Genomic DNA, 20,613 nt, shown 5'->3' with positions numbered 1-20,613 from the left:
AACCTCAGAAAACTGCAATAATCTTTAAGCTAGCAGCTGACGACTGCGGTATTTATGTGTAACGTTGACTAGCTATTTTCAATGAGGACACACAATGTCGCAGCTGTTCGCGTTTGGTGAAGTATTGGTGGATTGGATCCCTTTGGAGTTTCAACGCCAAGGTAAAATAGACATTCCCATTTATGGACAATACCCTGGTGGTGCACCCGCCAATGTGGCAGTGGCCGTTGCTGGATTAGGCCATAAAGCCTTAATGCTCGGCCAAATTGGTGATGATGCCGCCGGGCACTACCTGCGCGATTGCTTGCAACGCCAAGCGGTGAATTGTGATTTTTTGTTAAGTAGCCAAGACTACGCCACGCCTATGGCTTTTGTTAGCTTGGATGCCGAGGGTGAACGTAGCTTTAGCTTTCAGCGCAGTAATACAGCAGATCTTAAGCTGCAATTAGATGATTTCCCCAGCCAAGTACTTAAGGGTGGCGGAATACTGCATATCTGCTCCAATACTCTTACTGAAGACGGTATTGCAAATACGACTTTTGAACTGGTCAAGGCGGCTAACAAGGCCGGAATGTTGGTCAGTTTTGATGTCAATATTCGCCTACCACTTTGGCAAAATACCGAGCAGCTTTTTCAGCGGGTGATGCAAACGGCTTCGGCAAGTCATATGTTAAAACTGAGCCAAGAAGAGTGGGATTACCTTAGTAAACTTGGCCAAGTAGACAATTTAGCGGCTGCGCTTTTTGAACAAGGTGTTAGCCTTATTTTACTAACTGACGGTGCTGCCGACGTGCAGTTACTAACGGCGAATTGGCAAACTAGCCTAGCTACACCAACAGTTAGCGTGGCAGATACTACCGGAGCGGGTGATGCCTTTACCGGCGCTTGGTTAGCATCCCTCATTGAACTGCAGATTTGCGACTCTGCAGCCTTAGTTGAGGCAATTGAGCAGCAAGCCCCGCTGCTAACAGCCTTACAAGCAGCGGTGGTAGCAGGTGCGTTAGCAGTAACTAAACGGGGCGCTTGGAGTGCATTACCCAGCGCCGCAGACATTCAAGCATTCATACACAACGAGGAGTAGCCATGCTTCCGGTTTTTCGTAGTTCTCAGTTTTTAGAGCAGCATGTTACCGCGCTTAGTCAGTTTTATCAGCAGCATGCTATTGATCCACAAGGTGGTTATTTTCAAGCTTTAGCACCTAACGGCGACGCGCAAGAGAAAGGCCTAAAGCAGTTGGTGAGTTCCACGCGCTTGGCCTACATATTCGCCCATGTTGGCTTACAAGAAAATAATACCGAGTATTTGCAGCTGGCTGATCATGGTTTCAAGTTTGTTGAACAACAGCATTTTGACCCCAAGCGCCAAGCTTATAACTGGGTTCTAGATGATGACAGCCCAATTGACAAAAGTAACCTTTGCTACGGATTGGCGTTTGTGATGTTGATGTATTCGGCCGCTGTTAAACTGGGCCGAGCTGGTGCCAAACAGCAGTTGGCTGCGACTTTTGAGTTGATGGAGCAACGCTTTTGGCAAGCCGAGTGGGGCCTGTACGCCGACGAAGCTAGCGCTGATTGGAAAGTGCTGAGTGATTATCGAGGGCAAAATGCCAATATGCATGCCTGTGAAGCGATGATTGCCGCCTATGAAGCAACTCAAGAGCAGCGCTATTTGCATCGCGCCATTGTTATTGCTCAAAACATTTGTTTACGCCAAGGCTACACCACCGACGGATTGATTTGGGAGCACTACCAAGCAGATTGGCAGGTGGATTGGGATTTTAATCGTGATGATCCCAAAAACCTCTATCGCCCATGGGGCTTTCAGCCCGGCCATCAAACCGAGTGGGCTAAATTACTAGTCATGCTTTCTCGCCACCACAAAGCTTCGTGGCTAATTCCCTGTGCTGAGAAGTTATTCGGCTTTGCCATGGAGAAAGCCTGGGATCATCAATATGGCGGCTTGTATTACGGCATAGCGCCAGATGGTGCTGTATGTGACGATGAAAAATACTTTTGGGTACAGGCAGAGTCATTTGCTGCAGCTGCCTTGTTAGCAAGCGCAACCGGTAAGCAAGAGTATTGGAGCGCTTACGACAGCCTGTGGAAGTATAGCTGGCAGTTTTTCTGCGAGGCGCAGCATAAACCTTGGTGGCGAGTATTAAGCCGAGAAGGGCAAGTACAAGATCCGCTTGTTGCAAGGCCTGGAGCAAAAATTGACTACCACACCATTGGTGCCTGCCTAGAAGTACTGCGCGCCATGCGAGCCTAAGCGGCGTACTCAATTCTCCAATAGCTAACTAAATCTGCTTGGCTATTGGCTTTTTTATTCCTTTAAATGCTGCTTAGTCTGCTAGCCCTTTAATTAGTGTTAATGCTGTTGTGGGCTAAACCGTTGTTTGTTTAGCGATGGTCTTCCTATACTAAAAGCACATCTACTTGGCAGTATTCACTGCCCCGTTAAAGGGACTTGCGGCTTGGAAACTTATTACAGCCTGTGTTATTTGGCCGCCTTGGCTATGCTGATTGCTTATATCAATAGTCGAGTGGGTTCTGTGCAATCAACTATTACCATCACCGCCGCTTCTATTGTTTTGTCGCTACTTATGATCTTGCTAGGCGAGACAGGGTTACTTAATTCCTTGCCACAGCTTATCGAGTCGATTAACGCAATTAACTTCCAGAATCTATTGCTGCACGGCATGTTAGGTTTTTTGCTATTTGCTGGTGGCTTGGGCATAAACTTAAAGCACTTGGCCAGCCAAGGCCTTGAGATTGCCATATTGGCGCTGTTTTCAACCTTGCTATCAAGCTTTTTAGTCGCAAGCTTATTGTGGTGGCTATTGCCCTACATCGGTTTGCCTTTGGATTTTATCTATTGCCTGTTATTTGGTGCGCTTATTTCACCTACCGATCCGATTGCAGTGCTCGCTATTGTTAAGAAGATGAATGCGCCGCAGCAAATAGCGATTCAAGTGGAAGGCGAGTCTTTGTTTAACGACGGTTTTGGTTTGGTGATGTTTGTGTCGGTTTTTGGTATCGCCTTTTCCCATCAAAGCGTAAGTGTTCCTGCTATTTCCTGGCTGTTTTTACATGAAGCGGGTGGTGGGGTGATTTATGGTTTTGTACTAGGTTTGATAGCCAATTATTTGATCAAACATACCGAGGATGACTCATTAGAACTATTGGTGAGCTTAGCTATTCCCACGGCCGGTTTTGTATTTGCAGAGCAGCTAGGAGTATCGGGGGCGCTGGCAATGGTGGTTGCTGGCATTTATATTGGCAATATCACCCGTGAGCGCCACTTTACCCAAGCCAGTAAACAAAGTTTTGATCACCTATGGCATGTACTTGAAGAGTTCTTAAATAATCTGTTGTTCCTACTCATAGGACTAGTGCTAATCAGCTTTGTATTTCATTTAGAAGATTTGTGGTTAATGTTATTGGCTATTCCCTTGGTTTTGCTAAGCCGCTTAGTCAGTGTAGCTCTTCCTTATTTAGGTTTCTCTCTGGTTAAAAAATACAACCCTATGTCGGTGCCCATTTTAACTTGGGGTGGCTTGCGGGGCGGTTTGGCCTTGGCCATGGCGATGTCGGTACCTGCAGGGGTTATGGTATTACCCGAAAAGAATATTGACGTTCGTGAGATGATTTTGGTGATGACTTATGCAGTGGTAGTTTTTTCAATTTTGGTGCAAGGGGCCAGCATTGTTCCGCTAATTAACAAATCGAAGGCTTATGACTCTTAAGCTGTGCTTACTGGGGATTTAAGTAGCGCTGTTTGGTTTTTTCAACAAAACCTTCGTCGTGTAACAGCTGGACTTGGATAGCAACTTGCTGAACCAGCTTAGGATCGGTTTTTTTTGATGCAGCTAAAAACAGTAAGTTACTGGCAACAGGGTCTCCAATAATTAATGTTTGCTCTGGAAACTGTTGGTTCCAATACCAAATAGATTCTGGAGTGCCATTAAACCACGCGTCAATACGTCCTAATTGCAACATCTTCGCAGTAGCGGGGCCAATTTTAAGCTCTACGATTTGGCTATCATCAAAGAGTTCGTCCTGTAAAATTTGAGTCTGTGCCGAGCCCTGTCCAACGCCTATTTTGTCGAGCTGGTTCTTGGCTTGTTGGTAGTTGTTTATGCGCTGCTCGGTGGTGGCAAAACTGCGTTCTAAATCCATGATGTAAGCTACCCAGGTAAAGTGCTCTTCTCTAGCGGGTAATAAAGCCAGTGGCATAATAAATAGGTTTTCACCTTCACTGGTAATGCGTTGAGCACGCTTCCAAGGGACTTCTTGCAGTGACACCTTATGACCTAGGCGGGTGAATGCTTCAATCACAACATCACCAACAATCCCTGCTAGTTTAGGGTTAAGCATAGTAAGGGGGGGGGCATCGATGCTGTAAATGGTAACGGTATCGGCATGCAGGCTGCTACTTTGTAAAGTATTAAGCAATAGCAATAATACCAGCATTGGGCGCATTAATCGGAGTCTCTTTTAAATTAAGAACTGTTCTATAAAAATAGCCTATGCTTTTAAAAACAGCGAGTTAATAAAGATTTAGCTGTCAATTATGAGCGTCTATTACGAAAAGCTCTAAGTGATTAAGTACAGTATGATTTATACACGGGAAGCAAAGTAGCTAGGCTTCTGATAGCCTAGATTAGATTGTCTTGATACAACAGGAAGTTGCTAATGACTAAACAGGGATGTGTGTTGCTTGTTGCGTTGATGCTGCAAGCATGTTCAGCTCAAATTACACCACCAGACTATGCGATAGATGACCCATGGACTCGTCAACAGTTAGACGATAGACGTTGGCGCGCAGCGGATGAATTAGAGCAAGATTATTTGAAGTTGGCTTCGGAATCTGAGCTACCCAACCAACAGGCAACCGTTAAAGTTGTTGGTTCCACCACCGAAGAAGCCATCCAAAGTTTAGCCATCAAAATCCACCTTATTGAACAGGCACAGCATAGCGTCGACCTCGCTTACTATATCTTTACTCCCGACCTCTCGGGTGATGCCATACTTGGAGCGCTCTGCGAGGCAGTAAAGCGCGGTGTTGACGTGCGCATTATGGTTGACAGTTTAGGTTCACTAAGCATGGAGCACGGAGACTTAAAAGGTTTAATTGAGTGTGCTAAAAACGCTGGATTTGTAAAGGCGCGTAATGGTGAGGTGACCATTAATCAGGCCCGTGTTCAGGCGGTGGTGTTTAATGCACTTACCCAGTTTGGATCAGATGCAAACCGTCGCTCTCACGATAAGTTATTGGTTGTGGATGGTGCATACCCTGATATAGCTTGGGTGATGACAGGAGGACGTAATGTTTCTTTACATTACTATGGATTGGACCACCACGGCGAAGCCGATCCAAATGCCTTTAAGGACTTAGAAGTATTGATTCGTCCCTTGGCTGATGCCGATACAAAAAGCTCACCAGCACAATTAAGTGAATACTATTTCTCGGTGTTGTTCTCGAAGCCCGGTAATAAAAATTTGTCGATTACTTTTCCCTACACCGCCAGGATGCAACAATCTTTAGACACTTTGGCAGAGCTAAAAGCCAGTGCCGAATTTGCAAGAGCCTATCAAACTATTGATAGTTACTTACAGGAGGGCTTCTCTGCGGTTGTTACCCGCTTTGCGCATGAACTCGATAACCTAAGTTCTACTGATTTAGTGAGTAATTACAGCACGAATAAAAAAGCCAATGCTAACTCCATTAGTGGCATTTTGGCGCGGGCAGCCTATGGTGACGAAGACAACGAACTCACGACTATTCGTGTGGTTTCGCCTTACCTGTTCTTGCAATCTGACTTGTTAAAAGATGAAGGGGTGTTGGAGAAGGATGTTAATACTACGTTGGAGTGGTTGGAAAAAGATCCCGAGCGTAAAATAGAAGTGATTACTAACTCTGTGCTGAGCAGTGATAACTTTTTCACTCAAGCTGTGATTGACATGCATACCGTACCGTCGATGCTGATGAGTAAAGAGATGACCGAAACTTGGTTAGAGTCAGACTTAGATTTACATGAGCATAACCCAGAGTTTATAGCATCAGCAGAGTGGCAAGCCTTAGTTAATCACCCTCGAATTTTCTTTTATCAATTGGGCAAGCCCGATGCGGTGTCGCTAGGTGGCGAGACCTATTACGGTAAACTGCACGCTAAGTTTATTGTGGTTGATGAGTTTGCATTTGTCGGGACGACCAATCTCGATTTTCGCTCCTTACTTTACAACAACGAAGTGGGCTTCTTCTTTCAGGGCGAAAGTTTGGTAGAGCGTTTAAACCAAGAGTTTGAGCTACTTAAGTCGCAGTCTTCTCGTTGGGGTAGTAGCGAATGGCTTGAAATGCGCCAAAAACTACGAGACCAAGGTGGAATGAAGGGGAGCACCACTAAAAGCCAGCGCGGTATTTATAAAATCTTGGATAAAACCGGGCTCAAGTATCAGTTTTAATAACGTTAAAAACGGCCTCCAGGGCCGTTTTTTTATGTTTGATGATACTTGTTTATGGTTGCTTGCTAAGAATAAAGCGGACGTCGCTGCTTACCACAAAGCCATTACGTAAGTAGTTTTTGCCTAGAATCATGCTATAGCTAAAGTTCTCACGGTTTTGTAGGTTAACTCGCACCGTGTCTGTTACCTCTCCTAGCTTAACCTCCATCATTACTACCGGGCGAGAGTTAGCTTTTTCGCCCACTCGAGCTTTAATGGTCATTTCATCAACCACTTCTCGGGTGAACTCTTGTTCTAAACCGTCGTTATTGCGGTAAGTGAATGTCACCATCGCTTTTCCGTCTTTATCAAAGCGTTTTACTTGCTCGGCATGCATCGAACTTACATCGGCACCGGTGTCCAGTTTCACCGGAATCGATAGGCCTTCTACCTCGGCTTGTTCTACGTAACCGGCACGAATAACTGCTCTTTTATCAAAAATATTGTTGGTACGAGTATTTACCCATATAGGGCCATCAGCAAAACTCTCGCCGATCAACAGTTCTTCTTGCTCGTCTTTATTGGCTAACTCTAGTGCTATGTCAGTTTGGTAGTTTTTACCTGCGAGCGTGATCTTAGGTGTAATCACCGGGCGAGTGACCTCACCCACAACAATGTTCCGGTCAATTGGCTGCTCAAATACATAGACTTTGTTATGCATATCACTGGCGGAGAAAGCTGCTATTGAGTTATTTTGCTCGCTTCTTTCTAGTGTTTTTAAGCTTTTCACTCTCATTAAAGAAGTACTTACCGCAAAAGAGGGTTCGGCTTTAAAGGTGACATCATCAATGGTGACTTGCTCTTCAGGGCTCATCATTAATGGTGGCTTGTTTGCAAAGTCCATGGCCGATTTTAGCGCTTTGTCAGCTAAAAACTCCGCGCTCAAGTCAATAAGAAAGTGCTGATTTAGTGCTTCTGTACCAAGGCGTAGTTGGCTGGAACGCTTTGAGCGATCGCGTAGCAATAACTCTATGTGTTTTACTTCTTGGCCAATGCTAATAGGCAGGTTTACCATTGGATGGTGTTTATCGCCAATCTTCAACATTTTAAGCAGCGGTAGCGTATAAGCTTTGGATTTGTTGTTTTTGCCAACTGCCTCAAAGCTAACCTGCTGTTGGTCTTTATCTACCTTTATATTCGCTGCGTTTAAGCTGGTACGTCGATTTGCCAGAGACACACTTATTGCTAAAGGAAGGTCGTCTAAATACGCGGTTTCTTTGTTACTGATGATCTTTGCTTCGGGCTCTTGCTGTAAGTAGTCATAACTGGAGTCCACCCAAGCTTGCTCTCGCAAAAAGGTTTTGCCAATTAAGATGGGGTAGGAGAAGGCGCTGCGGTCGGTAAGATTTACCGCTGTGTTTACGGTAATATCGCCAGAAGATAAGGCAAGCTCAACTACTGGGCGGTAGAGTATGCCGTGGTCTCCGCGCCCTTGAATACCACTGAGCCTAGCAAGTGGTCGCTCTAAAGTAATTGCTTCACCAGTATGCGGGTGAATTAAATCAAACTTTACTGTGGCATTGATATTGCGCTCGGGCGTATCAAAGCTGTCTAACCACCACTCGCTATTTGGGTCGCCAAAACTTTCAGCAATGCTTTTAAGCAAGGCTTCGCCCTGTAAGTCGGCAAACTTGGGGTTGCTGCTGCGAATAGTTATGTTGAGTGCGTGAATGGAAGTGGTATCGGCGCCAGTGTCAATTTTAGCCGGAACTCCCACCCCCTTGAGCGAGTCAACATTAGCATAGTAAATAAACTCTATTCGACCCATGACCAGTTTGTCGTCAAGGTGGTAATGCGGTCCATTATTGTAGAAAGGACTTTGTTCTAGAGAGGTGGCTAAGCTGTAAGATTGCGTGGCGACTAAGCACAGCAAAGAGATGAGAGTTCTGGAAATAAATTTCATCATTGGCCTTTCTTTCAATAAAGATATATTTGTTATAGCACTTAATGCCTTTAATCATAGCGCCATGTAGCGAATAAAGTGAGTTTTTTTAATAAGTTGCCGTATTTAGATAGCAAACTATTTGGTTGCTTCAGTATCATCAAAAGTAGAGTGCGTGCGGCTAAGATTAGTCACTAAGATCGATGTACAGGTCGCCTTTATTTCTCGGCTTATTGTTGTTTGGAACCTTAGATTGATTGAGCTTATCTCGTGCTTGGTTTAAACGCGAGTCAAAAAAGCTGGCTTGTTGGGCAAGTTGGTCTAGCGGTTTTGGCTTAGCGTTTATCATGGCTTTTTGTGCATGATTGATGGCCTGTTGGCTATTGCTGGCATCGATACCCATTACCGATACCCCGATTTGGCTATGCATTGCTCCCATATTGCCTTGCTCATTAGGCTCGAGTAGTTGATTAATGGCTTGCTCTAAACGCTGTTGAATAGCTTGTAGTCTTTTTGGGGCAGATAAGAAACCAGAGATTGCCCCCTTGTTTAGCCATACTATTGATATAGTTTGATTAAGCTTTTTCAAGTTCCCCAACAGTTGCTGCTTTAATCGTTGCGCTGCTGTTTCATCTTGGCTTTCTAGTTTTAAGGCAAATACGATAAGAGTTTCTTGCTTGGCTAAGTTTTTTTGAGCCAAGGCCAGTTGCTGGGCAAACTTGGCTTCGCTATTCCAAACTCGCTGTGCTGACATCGGTTCTGATTCCGTAATCAGCTGATAAAGAGTAAAGCGCCGTTTAGGAGCATTGGTATGGATGCTTGTTGAGTTTGCTTCTAGCGGCACCAGTTGGCCAGCAAGGCTTTTAATTTGGCGTTTTATTTTGCTGCGGGTGCTACTTTCATTACTATCAGCAAGAGTGATTTTACTGGCAAGTAAGCAATAACTGGGTTGCTGCAGCGCTATACTGGCAGCTTGATTAAGCCAAATAATGGTGTCGTTTTGATTACAGATGATGGCTGGCGTGTATTCAGAGACTAGGTGTTCTTGAATGAGTTGTTGCTCATCGCTTTTATCCAGTAAAGGCAAAATAAACTCAATAGAGCCGTTTACTTGATTGACCAGCTCGCGCCAAATCATGACCTGGCCAACGTAGCGTTTTCGTTTGATATTAAAAATGAGATTGAGCTCTAGGGTATGCTCTTGGTGTTGCGTATCAAAAATAGCGCGTTGTAAATAGCGTACTTGCTCAGCTTCTAAGCGGTTCACCAGCTGTTTTAAGCTTAGTTGCGCTTCGTTGGGGTAGGCCAAAGCATCTATCAATTGCTTATCACAGTGCACTTGGCTGCTATTACGTGACCAGTGCCAAGCCAATGGAAAGCCCCGCAATGTTTCTATCAGATCTTTTTCAGCCATAGCGATACCTTAGAATTTTAATCAGGCTAATTATTGATCTTATTTCTAGTTGAATAGCTCAATATTAATCTATCTAATTAGATACTAGGTGATAGATTTGTAAACACAAATAAATGCTGCGATTAGAGGATACTTACATCACTTGGTTTTGCGGGCTAAGCATTGTTTAACTCGCTTATATGAAGCAATAGTATGATTACCTTAACTGTTTTAATGCCTGTTGATTGCACCTTAGATTGGCTGATTGGTATAGTGCCGCTAATCAATAGTGATAGGTGGTTATGATTGCCACCCAAAGTAGCAGTGTTGAGTTTGTCGCGAACAAGCTCAATAGGGAAAAGTCATGGACGCTGAAAACATAGATTTCTTGGTTCACCAAATGCTCGCTGAAGGCGGTTCATTTGATGAAGCATTCTTGGTGGGTTTTTTAACCGAGCATAATGGAGAACCCCCTTCTCAGCTGCTTATCGAGCAGGCTCAAGCCAGTGCTCAAAAACAGCTGACTAAAACTTATCAGCAGCAGCATGCTATTGCTCAACTACCGAACGGTTTTGCTAATTCATTAAATGATTGGTTTGTGCAGTTAGAGCAATCAACAGAGGCAAGAATCGAGCGGCTTACTCAAGAAAAACAGCAAGGCTGGGAAGAAGGCCGCGAGGCCCTTATTGTTGCGCACCGCCAGCAACTTGATGAAGCCGCAAAGCTACAAACAAGTGCCGAGCAAGAATGCCAAGAGCTACGAGCAAAATTAGAGCAAGCGGCAGCCAAAACTAGCGAGCTTTTTGGTGAGCTAGATAAATCTAAACAACAAAGTGAAGAGCAGGTTCAGCAGCTTAAAGACGCACAGCGAGCCCTACATGATAGCGAACAAAGCACTCAAAGCTACCAGGAGCAGTATCAACAGCTTGAGCAACAAGTTCAAAGCCTTCAAGCTGAGCTACAAGCAGCAGAAAATGACCAGCAAACCTTACAGACCTTGCAGGTAGCAAAGCTAGAACTTGAGCAGCAGCTACAAGAGAATCAACAAGAGCTAGAGGCTTACCAGCAAAATGGTAAAGAAGCCCAGCAACAGCAAACTGAAGTGGAACAGGCTTTGCGCAAGCAATTGGGAGAAATGAGTGAAGCTCTAGACAAAGAGTTAGCGCTAACCAAACAGCTTACCGAAGAACACTGTGATGTCAGTGAACGAATGACTAGCTTGGTGAAAACTAAGCAAGGCTTAGAGGCGACCAATCAAGAGCTACAAACAAGGCTTGAGCAACAACAGAAACAGTTGCAAGAGCAGGATACGCAAAGCCAAACATTACAGCAGCAAAGTGACGAGCAGCGTAAAGAGCAGCAGCAACTAACTGAACAAGTCGAGCAACTAAGCCAAGAGTTAGCCGCAGCTAAGAAGGCCCATTCTGAGCTACAAGAACAAGCTGCTGATGGCAGTGAATTAGCAGCCGCAGCGGAACGTGAAGAAGAGCTTTCTCAAAAGCTGATAGCATTAGAGCAGCGTTGTTTAGAAGATGCCCAAACAATTCAACAGTTAACTCAGCAACAACAGATTGTGAACCAAGAGCTAGAAGAGTTGCGTGGTGATAAACAGGCTTTAGATACTGTGAGTCGAAGCGCAGAAGCTCAGCTAGAGCAAGTACTTCCAGAACTAGAGAAAACGCAGCAACAAGAACAGGAGCTGCGTGAGCGAGTAGAAAAAGTAGAATCTAAATACCTAGAAGCTACTTCCGAGTTAGATCAAATTCGTAAGCAACTTGCAGCAGCTAACTCTCAGCTTGAGTTAAGCAATAGCATGGCAGATACCGATAGCCGCTTATTAGATAAGGAGCATCAACTTAAAGAGCTGAAGCAGCAATTGGTAACGCTCGAATCTAACTACCGAAAAGAGCAACAAGGGCACTCGTTAACTAAGCAAGCCTTGAGCCAGCTAGATGAGCAAATCCTTGATGCTCAAATTGACAGCGGCAACCTGCAGGGGCAACTAAACGAGCTGGAAGACAAGCTAAAAGCCGGTGAGTTAGCTAATCGTCAGTTACAACGAGAAATTGCTGAAGCACACCAAGATATTAGTCAACTTAGCCAAGTGAACGTAACACTCAATGACAAGTTGGAGTTAGCTTTAAAAGCCAAGGCTAAATCTCCCGCTTAGTTTTTATAATTGTTACGCGAGTGTTTCTTGGTGGGTATATATATATGCCAATTGTTAATGCAAAAATATTATTTTGACTATGAATGAAGTAATCATTAGCGAAGTGCCTAATGATTTAACGCGTATTGAGTTTAAACAATTTTGTAATCAGAGCTTGGCTGACTGTGCGAGTTTGTTACTTGATGAGTCTATTTCTTATGGAAGTATTAAAAGAAATAAATTCGGGCAGCCTTTTATTGATAAAGAAATAAACGAAAAGGCTTATTTAAGTTTAAGTCATAGTGGTGAGTATGTTGCTGCTATGGCTTGCCTTGTGCCTTGTGGAATAGATATTGAAAGAATTAAACCTCGGCCATATGCTGAAATGTGGCTCGAAATACGCCATTCTATAGAACCTATTGAGCCGACAAGTTTAGCTGAGTTTTACCAATGGTGGACAAGAAAAGAAGCAGCTTGGAAGGTGTTCTCCTGTCAAACACCATCCGATATGAAGTCTTTACCGGTGGTTTGCTGTAAACAGAGAGTATATAAGGGACTTATGTTGAAAAACTCAATAGCTCCAATAGGTTATGCTTTAACCATCGCTCACGTCTAAGGTTTTCATCCAAACTTAGTGCTTTTTTATGGCTTAAACGATACAATTAATCGAAATAATTAGACTGGTTATAATTGAAGTAAAAGTTGTAAATATTAAGTCACATGGAGTGACTTAACGTTGTCGTTAATTTTATTTTTTAAGTTGTAGTATGGACGCTGTTTTTAAAATTGAAAATTGGACTAGTTGGAATTCCACTATTAACGATGGTGTAGCAGCTACCCCCCAGTTACCTGAAATCCCCCCTATGCAAAGAAGACGCTTTAGTTTTTTAAGTAAAATGGCATTGAGGGTTATTTTAGACATACTTCCAAATCCCCGAGCGATTCGAAGCGTTTTTTCTTCTCGCCATGGTGAGCTTCACCGCACTTTAGATTTACTATTAGAGCTAACTCAAGGCTCACCCCTGTCCCCCGCTAAATTTAGTCAGTCTGTTTATAATACTTCAAGCGGGTTGTATTCGATCAACCAGAAGAATACTGCGCCATCGACGGTAGTCACTAGTGGACGAAATTCTCTAGCAATGGCTTTTGTTGAAGCTATTAGTCAATCAATTTGCTACCAAGAAAAGGTTTTGTTGGTTTATGTCGATGAGCCTTTACCCGAAATTTATAAAGCGTACGCTGACGAGCAAGAAGAGCTTGCGGCGTTTGCTTGTATCCTCTCCGCTGCTGAATTTGGCTGGCATGCTAAGTTAATTGCGGATGACAATAGCTCGTTAAAATCACCTAGGCATTTAGCTAGTCAGCTTATAGCTGCACTATCTAAATCAGAAGATTACTTTGAGTTAGAGTTAGAAGCTCAAAAGTGGATTTGGGATTTGAAGGATGAGTAAGCAAGTGGGGTATTATTGGCGTTTAGTAATGACTGCTTTTTCATTCTTCAGCTTTGGTGCTTTGGGCGTTTTATTCTCTATTACCTTATTTCCGCTGTTGTACATCTTGCCTTCAAAAGATAAAACAGCTCGTAATCAACTCGTCGTGCATTTCATTTTTAAGTCATTTGTAAAAATGATGCAACTTTTGGGAGTACTTAGTGTTTCGGTTTCAAACAGAGAGAAGCTAAAGCACTCTGCTGGGAAGCTGGTGATTGCTAATCACCCATCGCTTATCGACGTAGTGTTGTTAATTGCCCATTTACCAGAGACTAGTTGTATTGTTAAGCAAAGCTTGTGGAGAAATCCATGTATGTCGATGATTATCTCTGCAGCGGGCTACATTAAAAATGGAGCCGAGCCCGAACTAGTTTTAAGTGCTTGTCAACGTAGCTTCGCCAAGGGGGCAAGTCTTATTATTTTTCCCGAAGGGACTCGAACTACCCCAGGTGAAGACCTAAATATGCAACGAGGTGCGGCAAATATAGCGTTGCGCTGTGCCGTTGATTTCTTACCTGTGACGATTCGTGTGTCACCTACTACTTTAACTAAGTCAGAGCCTTGGTACTCAATACCGGCACAAAAACCGCATTTCTCGTTGGATATAGGGGATACGATTTTCGCCCAAGATGTTTGTGAAGACGAAAACAGTGATTCACGGAAAGCAAGAGCGTTAACTAGATATTTACAGCAACACTTTTACAAGGAACTTAACTGCCAATGAATTTATTAGAGCAGGAACTTAAACAACTTATTATTGAAGCACTAGAACTAGAAGATGTTGAGATCTCTGATATTGAAACCGATGAACCTCTATTTGTAGAGGGTTTAGGCTTAGATTCAATAGATGCATTAGAACTTGGACTAGCGATAAAGAAAAAGTACCAAATTAAATTGGATGCCAACTCTGAAGATACAAAAAGACACTTTTCCAGTGTAAAGGCTCTGGCTGAGTTTATTGAACAAGAAAAAAAAGCGGCGTAAGTTACTATGAATAGAGAACAAATTTATCAAGCGCTACAAGACATCTTGACCAGCGAGTTTGAGGTAGCTGAGGAAGATATTTCTTTGGAAGCTAACCTTTATCAAGATTTAGATTTGGATAGTATTGATGCAGTCGACTTAGTTGTGAAACTGCAGCAACTAACTGGTAAGAAAATACAACCGAATGAGTTTAAGTCTGCTAGAACAGTGGCTGATGTCATTGACGCTTTAGAGCAGTTAGTTAGTAATGCTGCTTAAAAACTGATGGTAAGTCGCATTGTTAGAGCCTTGGTTATTATCGCATTAGCGGTTTACCCTCTGATTGTTTATTTTGGCTTAAGCTTATACTCCTTCCAAATGATTGGCGGGTTGTTGCTCGGTGCTTTTTGTTTAAGGCTACTGCTGACATGGCGGTCTAAAGGAGTGTTTCAACAACAAAAGGTGTTAGCTATGGTGGGTATCGTTCTCATAGCTGTTGCGCTTTTATCAAAAGAGCAAACTTGGTTTAAGCTATACCCTTTACTGGTTAATTTAGTTTTGTTGGCAGTGTTTGCTGTTAGTCTTCGCAGTGAGCAGCCAATGATTGAAAAGTTTGCCCGACTTGGAAGAAAAAACATTCCAGCTGCGGCTAGGCCTTATTTCATGAAACTCACCAAACTTTGGATGGCATTTTTTATGTTAAATGCCACGGTGAGTGCTTGGACTATTTTCATGGGCAGTATCGAGGCATGGACTTTATACAACGGATTCATTAGTTACGTTTTGATGGGCTGTTTGTTAACTGGAGAGTGGCTTTATAGAAAGCTTTCGAAACTAGAACAATACAATGAATAAGATTAGCCTCCCACCTCTTTCTATCACTTACACCACCGCAATCCGCGATACTGAACTCTCGAATCAGGATTGGTGGGAACAGGTTTACGGTAAGTATAAACAAATAGAAGCCTTTCCTTATCAACATTGGTTATTGTTTGCTGATGACAGCTTTGATTTTTCTTGTTGCTTTTTTGCCTTATTACTGGCCGGTAAAACACCAGTACTACCGCCAAATCTTCAAGTTGAAACTCTTAAGCATTTCGCGCAAAAGCTCGATGCGGTATGTGCAGACAGAAATGTAGGCCAGCATGAACCAGATGTGTATACCGACTATAAAAGCCTATCTGAAACAAAAGATTATAAAGATATCTATAGAGATGTAGGCTCTGAACAAGAGGTATTTTTGTATACCTCGGGAAGTACTGGCGAACCCAAACGAGTGGTAAAAAAATGGCGACAATTGCAAGCTGAGGTCGAAACACTGGAAAGCTGCTTTGGCGAAGACGTAGATAAAACCACCATTTGTGGCAGCGTTTCCCATCAACATATTTACGGCTTACTATTTACTGTTCTCTGGCCTTTGCTTTCACAACGAGTATGGCAAGTCCGCCCGATTAAATATATCGAAGACTACCGTTTTGCAGTAAAAGAAAGCATTAGCTTTGTATCAAGCCCTTCTTTTTTAGAACACTTAAGTCGTCAAATAGCGCCATTAGAAAACCGCCCGAAATACTGTTTCAGTTCCGGTGGTGCTCTAAAAGATGAGACGGTTAAGTTGCTTGCTCAACAATGGCAGCTAGCGCCCACCGAAGTTTTTGGTTCCAGTGAAACAGGGGGGGTAGCCTATAGAAATCAGCTCATTCAACAACACTGGTCGGTATTTCAGTGTATTAAATGGCGAATATCTGCAAACAATGCTTTGCAAATTAGATCTCCATACTTAGTTGATCTAGAACGATGGTATGAGATGGATGATGCGGTTGAAGAAAGTGGCGATGGGTTTAAGCTCTTAGGGCGCTTAGACCGAATTGTTAAAATTGCTGAAAAGCGTGTTTGTTTGGATCAGATGTCTCGACTCTTGGAAAAACACCAATGGGTAAGAGAGTGTGATTTACTAACACTATCTTCTTCTCGCGATTGTATTGCAGCTGTTGTTGTTCTAAACAACTGTGGTTTAAAGCAATTAAAGGCGAGCAGACACGCGGTGAACAAAACACTACGTATGTATTTAGCTGATTATTTTGAGACGGTGACACTGCCTAGAAAGTGGCGTTATATAGACAGTTTGATGGTTAATTCACAAGGTAAGCGTCAACTAGCAAAAATGAGGTCGTTGTTTACATGAAGGACTTTGGTAGGCCGGGTGTTGAACTTGTTCAGCAAACCAATGGCACTTTTACCTTAAGCTTGAATATTGCTTCTGAGCTACCTTGTTTACAAGGTCATTTCCCCAATCTGCCTGTTGTTCCTGGCGTGGCTCAACTTCACTGGGCTGTTGAGTTCGCTGCAAGTTACTTGGGTGTTAGTAATGAAGTTTCTGCCTTAGAAGTGCTGAAATATCAACATGTAATGCAACCAGAACGCAGCATTCAACTGTCTCTTCGTTTTGATGAAAAGAAAAGTAAACTTTACTTTAACTACTTTGATGAAGACAACAAGTATAGCAGTGGAAGAGTAGTTCTAGGGGCTGTTGATGTTTAAGCCCTGTGTGGTTATCCCAAACTACAACCACACCAATGCAATTGCGGAAACAATCGCTAGTATCTCTTTGCCTATTGTTTTAGTTGATGATTATAGCGATGCAAGCGTTGCAGATTACTTATCTCAATTAGCTAATCAATATGAACATGTTCAATTGTTTAGGCATGAGCAGAACCAAGGTAAAGGTGGAGCGGTTATGACTGGCTTGCGTCAAGCTGCTGGGCTGGGTTACAGCCATGCTTTACAAATAGATGCCGATGGCCAGCATAACTTGGCAGACATAAATCGATTTTTAGACTTAGCTAAGTCAAGCCCGTTTGCGTTGGTTACGGGAGTGCCTGAGTATGATGCCTCTGTGCCTAAAGCACGTTACTACGCCAGATATATCACTCATGTATGGGTATGGATAGAAACTTTAAGCCTAGAGCTGCAAGACAGTATGTGTGGCTTTAGAGTTTATCCTCTTGATTCAACAGTTAAGCTACTTAACTCGGTAAATCTAGGCAAACGCATGGATTTTGATATTGAAGTTCTTGTGAGACATTACTGGCAAGCAACACCAATTATTCAAGTGCCAACTAAAGTGATTTACCCTGAACAAGGGCTTAGTCATTTTAAGGCTTGGGAAGACAACTGGCTGATTAGTAAGATGCATACCAAGTTGTTTTTTGGCATGTTATTTCGTTTACCTAGGCTTATTTGGCGTAAACGCAAACAAGCTCACTGGTCCTCTATGGCAGAAAGGGGCAGTTTATGGGGGCTAAAGCTAACGCTTAAAGGTTATCGGTTGGGTGGACGTTATCTCGCTAAATTATTGTTGTATCCAGCCATTGCATATTTTTTTGTGAGTGGCAGGGCGACTCGTAATGCTTCACAAGCATTTCTGCAAAAAGCGGCTAAGCATCAAGATAGTGCGATGAGCGATAAAGTTACTTGGGTAAATAGCTTTGCTCACTTTTTAAGTTTTGGTAATGCCTCTTTAAATCGTTTAGACGCTTGGGCGCAAAAAGCCTCGCGAGCTGAAGTCGATTTCCCAAATAAAGATATCTTGGTAGACCTATTACAAAGCCGGCAGGGCGCGGTATTACTAACTTCTCATTTAGGTCACATAGAAATGTGCAGAGCCCTAGCTGAGACTGAATATCGAACTCGAATTAATGTTGTGGTGCTTACAGAGAATGCTAATAAATTTAACAAGGTTCTTTCAGAGCTTAATCCAGATTCTCAACTGAATTTAATTCATATTTCAGAGTTCACACCAGACCTTGGTATCCGCTTAGCTGAATATGTGGAGAATGGTGAACTAGTAGCCATCGCTGCAGATAGAACCCCGGCAGATAGTTACGGCAGAGTGAATTACCATTCGTTTCTAGGTGAGCTGGCACCTTTCCCGCAGGGACCCTTTATTATTGCTGCCCTGTTGTGCTGCCCAGTATTTAGTTTGTTTTGCATGCAACAGCAAAGTGGTCGCTACCATATGTATTTTGACAAAGTGAGTGATAATTTGGGGGCAAACAGGAAAGAACGCAAGCAGCGAATAGAGCAAGCTAGTGAGCTTTATGCGAGTCGCTTAGAAACACTTGCCGCACGTTACCCCCTTCAATGGTTTAATTTTTTTGATTTTTGGTGTCCAGATTCCAAGGACACAGTGACTAAAGGACAAATTCGATGACTCAGGCTGATATCGCGTCGTCGCAGCAACATGCTGAACAAGTAGTAAACTCTGATGCCAAAGTGGTGTTTGGGCAAGAATCCATCACTATAGAGCAAGTAGAGCTGTTGAGCAGAAGGCCGCAATTGGCTTGCTTAAACACTCGTCCTGACTATGTCGCAAAAGTAGAGCGGGGAGCTGATTTTTTAGACCGCCTACTTGAGGAAGATGGTGCAATATACGGCGTAACTACTGGTTATGGCGATAGTTGTACCGTTGTTGTTCCGCTGGATTTAGTAGAAGAGCTGCCACTGCATTTAACCCGTTTTCATGGCTGTGGAATGGGGAAAGAGTTAAAACCTAATGAGGCTAGAGCAGTGGTGGCTAGCCGTTTAAGTTCTCTTTCCTTAGCTAAGTCCGGTGTTAGCTATCCTTTGTTGCAGCAACTCGAATTGTTGATGAAACACGACATAATGCCTGTCATTCCCTCGGAAGGTTCTGTGGGAGCCTCTGGCGATCTTACTCCTCTATCTTATGTCGCCGCTGTCTTGATGGGAGAGCGAGAGGTTTATTATAAGGGGCAGCGCCGAGCAAGCTATGAAGTATTTGCCGAGCTGGGTATAGAAGCGATTCGCTTAAGGCCGAAAGAAGGCTTAGCCATTATGAATGGTACTGCGGTGATGACGGGACTTGCCTGTTTGGCTTATCGTCGGGCGGAGTACCTTACCCAAGTTTCTAGTCGAATAACCGCGCTGGCATCGCTAGCATTAAAAGGCAATTCTAACCACTTTGATGAGCTACTGTTTGCGGTTAAACCTCACCCGGGCCAAAACCAAGTGGCTGAATGGATCCGCAATGATTTAAATCATCATGAACATCCTAGAAACTCAGAGCGACTGCAAGACCGCTACTCCATACGTTGTGCTCCACACATTATTGGTGTGCTAAGGGATGCCCTGCCTTTTATGCGCCAGTTTATAGAAACTGAGCTAAACAGTGCCAATGACAACCCGATTATTGATGGCGATGGTGAACATGTATTACATGGTGGCCACTTTTATGGTGGGCACATAGCTTTTGCCATGGACAGCATGAAGAATGCTGTCGCTAACTTGGCGGATCTAGCTGACCGCCAGCTTGCCTTGTTAATGGATGAGAAATTTAACAGTGGGCTACCAAGAAATTTAAGTGCTGCATCAAAAGAGCGGGCTTGTATCAATCATGGTTTTAAAGCGGTACAAATCGGCGCTTCTGCATGGACAGCTGAGGCACTCAAGCAAACCATGCCTGCCAGTGTTTTTTCACGTTCAACCGAGTGTCATAATCAAGATAAAGTCAGTATGGGAACCATTGCTGCAAGAGATTGCTTACGAGTACTCGAACTTACAGAGCAAGTTATTGCAGCCGGTTGGTTGGCGGTGCACCAAGCTGTCACTATCCGCATGCAACAAGGTGAGCTGGATCTGGAAAGTTTGAACGATGAAGTTCGTGCCAATTACCAGCAAGTAATGGAAGACTTCAATTTGGTAAAAGAAGATCGACCTTTAGAAACAGAACTTCGCAAGACTGTTGAGCAGTTACAGCAACGTAAGTGGGAGTTGTATTGCTAGTGGAAGCGTTAATCAACGCCCAAGTGGAAGTAACAGTGCCGTTTCATGATGCTGACCCCATGGGGGTGACTTGGCATGGGAATTACCTCAGGTACTTTGAGCAGGCACGTTGTGCCCTGTTGGACAAAATTGGTTATAGCTATCGTGAGATGGAAGCTTCAGGTTACGTTTGGCCTATTGTCGACACACGTCTTAAATATGTAAAAACCAGTACTTTTGAACAAGTATTGGTGGTAGAAGCGGGGCTTACAGAATTTGAGAATCGCTTAAAGATAGAGTACCGGATTGTAGATAAGCTCACCAATGCGGTATTGACTAAAGGGTACACCATTCAAGTTGCGGTCGATCTAAGCAATCAAGAAATGTGTTTTGTCTCGCCAGAAGCTTTGCTCTCTCGATTGGCTAGGTTGGGAATATGTTCGTAATGCTTCTTA

At 43.5% G+C, this 20,613-nt stretch carries 19 protein-coding genes; 16 read left to right on the top strand and 3 right to left on the bottom strand.

The features are described from left to right. Nucleotides 1–94 precede the first annotated feature (94 nt). The 3 genes from K5609_RS17825 to K5609_RS17815 all read left to right on the top strand — a co-directional run bounded on the left by K5609_RS17825 (nucleotide 95) and on the right by K5609_RS17815 (nucleotide 3,745). Nucleotides 95–1,081 carry a carbohydrate kinase family protein gene (locus tag K5609_RS17825; protein ID WP_221074813.1) on the top strand — a complete coding sequence of 329 codons (987 nt, stop codon included), beginning with the start codon at nucleotides 95–97 and terminating at the stop codon, nucleotides 1,079–1,081. A 2-nt stretch (nucleotides 1,082–1,083) separates the two neighbouring features. Next, nucleotides 1,084–2,268, top strand: a complete 1,185-nt coding sequence (locus tag K5609_RS17820; RefSeq protein WP_221074812.1) for an AGE family epimerase/isomerase — start codon at nucleotides 1,084–1,086, stop codon at nucleotides 2,266–2,268. Nucleotides 2,269–2,473: 205 nt separating this feature from the next. Next, on the top strand, nucleotides 2,474–3,745 hold the full coding sequence (locus tag K5609_RS17815; protein WP_221074811.1) for a cation:proton antiporter: 1,272 nt from the start codon (nucleotides 2,474–2,476) through the stop codon (nucleotides 3,743–3,745). A gap of 7 nt (nucleotides 3,746–3,752) precedes the next feature. Here K5609_RS17815 and K5609_RS17810 read toward each other — a convergent pair whose 3' ends face one another. Further along, complete coding sequence (locus tag K5609_RS17810; RefSeq protein WP_221074810.1) at nucleotides 3,753–4,481, bottom strand: substrate-binding periplasmic protein; 729 nt, start codon at nucleotides 4,479–4,481, stop codon at nucleotides 3,753–3,755. Between the two features lie 213 nt (nucleotides 4,482–4,694). On the opposite strand from K5609_RS17810, the gene K5609_RS17805 reads away from it, so the two are divergent. Next, complete coding sequence (locus K5609_RS17805) at nucleotides 4,695–6,464, top strand: phospholipase D-like domain-containing protein (RefSeq protein WP_221074809.1); 1,770 nt, start codon at nucleotides 4,695–4,697, stop codon at nucleotides 6,462–6,464. A 52-nt stretch (nucleotides 6,465–6,516) separates the two neighbouring features. Here the strand turns inward: K5609_RS17805 and K5609_RS17800 are convergent, their stop codons facing one another. Then, complete coding sequence (locus K5609_RS17800) at nucleotides 6,517–8,409, bottom strand: putative ATP-dependent zinc protease (RefSeq protein ID WP_221074808.1); 1,893 nt, start codon at nucleotides 8,407–8,409, stop codon at nucleotides 6,517–6,519. 163 nt (nucleotides 8,410–8,572) lie between these two features. Then, the gene (locus K5609_RS17795; protein WP_221074807.1) at nucleotides 8,573–9,799 is read right to left on the bottom strand and encodes a hypothetical protein; all 1,227 of its coding nucleotides are present in this window, start codon (nucleotides 9,797–9,799) and stop codon (nucleotides 8,573–8,575) included. Nucleotides 9,800–10,142: 343 nt separating this feature from the next. Between K5609_RS17795 and K5609_RS17790 the strand changes: the two genes are divergently transcribed. From K5609_RS17790 to K5609_RS17735, 12 genes are all read left to right on the top strand, one after another. Continuing rightward, nucleotides 10,143–11,948, top strand: a complete 1,806-nt coding sequence (locus K5609_RS17790; protein WP_221074806.1) for a coiled-coil domain-containing protein — start codon at nucleotides 10,143–10,145, stop codon at nucleotides 11,946–11,948. Nucleotides 11,949–12,027: 79 nt separating this feature from the next. Further along, entirely contained in the window at nucleotides 12,028–12,543 is a 516-nt protein-coding gene (locus K5609_RS17785; RefSeq protein ID WP_221074805.1) for a 4'-phosphopantetheinyl transferase family protein, read from the top strand. Between the two features lie 151 nt (nucleotides 12,544–12,694). After that, a complete protein-coding gene (locus K5609_RS17780) occupies nucleotides 12,695–13,378 on the top strand; it encodes a beta-ketoacyl synthase chain length factor (RefSeq protein ID WP_221074804.1) in 684 nt (227 codons plus the stop codon). Then, complete coding sequence (locus K5609_RS17775) at nucleotides 13,371–14,141, top strand: lysophospholipid acyltransferase family protein (protein WP_221074803.1); 771 nt, start codon at nucleotides 13,371–13,373, stop codon at nucleotides 14,139–14,141. Before K5609_RS17780 ends, K5609_RS17775 begins: the two co-directional genes overlap by 8 nt. Then, nucleotides 14,138–14,401 (top strand): phosphopantetheine-binding protein, encoded by a 264-nt coding sequence (locus tag K5609_RS17770; RefSeq protein WP_221074802.1) that lies wholly within the window; start codon nucleotides 14,138–14,140, stop codon nucleotides 14,399–14,401. Before K5609_RS17775 ends, K5609_RS17770 begins: the two co-directional genes overlap by 4 nt. Nucleotides 14,402–14,407: 6 nt before the next feature. Beyond that, nucleotides 14,408–14,659, top strand: a complete 252-nt coding sequence (locus tag K5609_RS17765) for an acyl carrier protein (RefSeq protein WP_221074801.1) — start codon at nucleotides 14,408–14,410, stop codon at nucleotides 14,657–14,659. Nucleotides 14,660–14,665: 6 nt separating this feature from the next. Further along, complete coding sequence (locus K5609_RS17760; protein WP_221074800.1) at nucleotides 14,666–15,235, top strand: COG4648 family protein; 570 nt, start codon at nucleotides 14,666–14,668, stop codon at nucleotides 15,233–15,235. After that, nucleotides 15,228–16,562, top strand: a complete 1,335-nt coding sequence (locus tag K5609_RS17755; protein ID WP_221074799.1) for an AMP-binding protein — start codon at nucleotides 15,228–15,230, stop codon at nucleotides 16,560–16,562. The genes K5609_RS17760 and K5609_RS17755 overlap by 8 nt, the downstream gene beginning before the upstream one ends. Beyond that, nucleotides 16,559–16,918 carry an ApeI family dehydratase gene (locus K5609_RS17750; protein WP_221074798.1) on the top strand — a complete coding sequence of 120 codons (360 nt, stop codon included), beginning with the start codon at nucleotides 16,559–16,561 and terminating at the stop codon, nucleotides 16,916–16,918. The genes K5609_RS17755 and K5609_RS17750 overlap by 4 nt, the downstream gene beginning before the upstream one ends. Further along, nucleotides 16,911–18,590 (top strand): glycosyltransferase family 2 protein, encoded by a 1,680-nt coding sequence (locus tag K5609_RS17745; RefSeq protein WP_221074797.1) that lies wholly within the window; start codon nucleotides 16,911–16,913, stop codon nucleotides 18,588–18,590. Before K5609_RS17750 ends, K5609_RS17745 begins: the two co-directional genes overlap by 8 nt. Beyond that, nucleotides 18,587–20,179 (top strand): HAL/PAL/TAL family ammonia-lyase, encoded by a 1,593-nt coding sequence (locus K5609_RS17740; RefSeq protein ID WP_221074796.1) that lies wholly within the window; start codon nucleotides 18,587–18,589, stop codon nucleotides 20,177–20,179. The genes K5609_RS17745 and K5609_RS17740 overlap by 4 nt, the downstream gene beginning before the upstream one ends. Then, on the top strand, nucleotides 20,179–20,604 hold the full coding sequence (locus K5609_RS17735; RefSeq protein ID WP_221074795.1) for an acyl-CoA thioesterase: 426 nt from the start codon (nucleotides 20,179–20,181) through the stop codon (nucleotides 20,602–20,604). The genes K5609_RS17740 and K5609_RS17735 overlap by 1 nt, the downstream gene beginning before the upstream one ends. Nucleotides 20,605–20,613: the final 9 nt, after the last annotated feature.

The organism is Agarivorans aestuarii (assembly GCF_019670125.1).
Classification (GTDB): domain Bacteria; phylum Pseudomonadota; class Gammaproteobacteria; order Enterobacterales; family Celerinatantimonadaceae; genus Agarivorans; species Agarivorans aestuarii.
The sequence above is the reverse complement of the archived record's forward strand: the minus strand, read 5'-3'. Positions and strand labels throughout refer to the sequence as shown.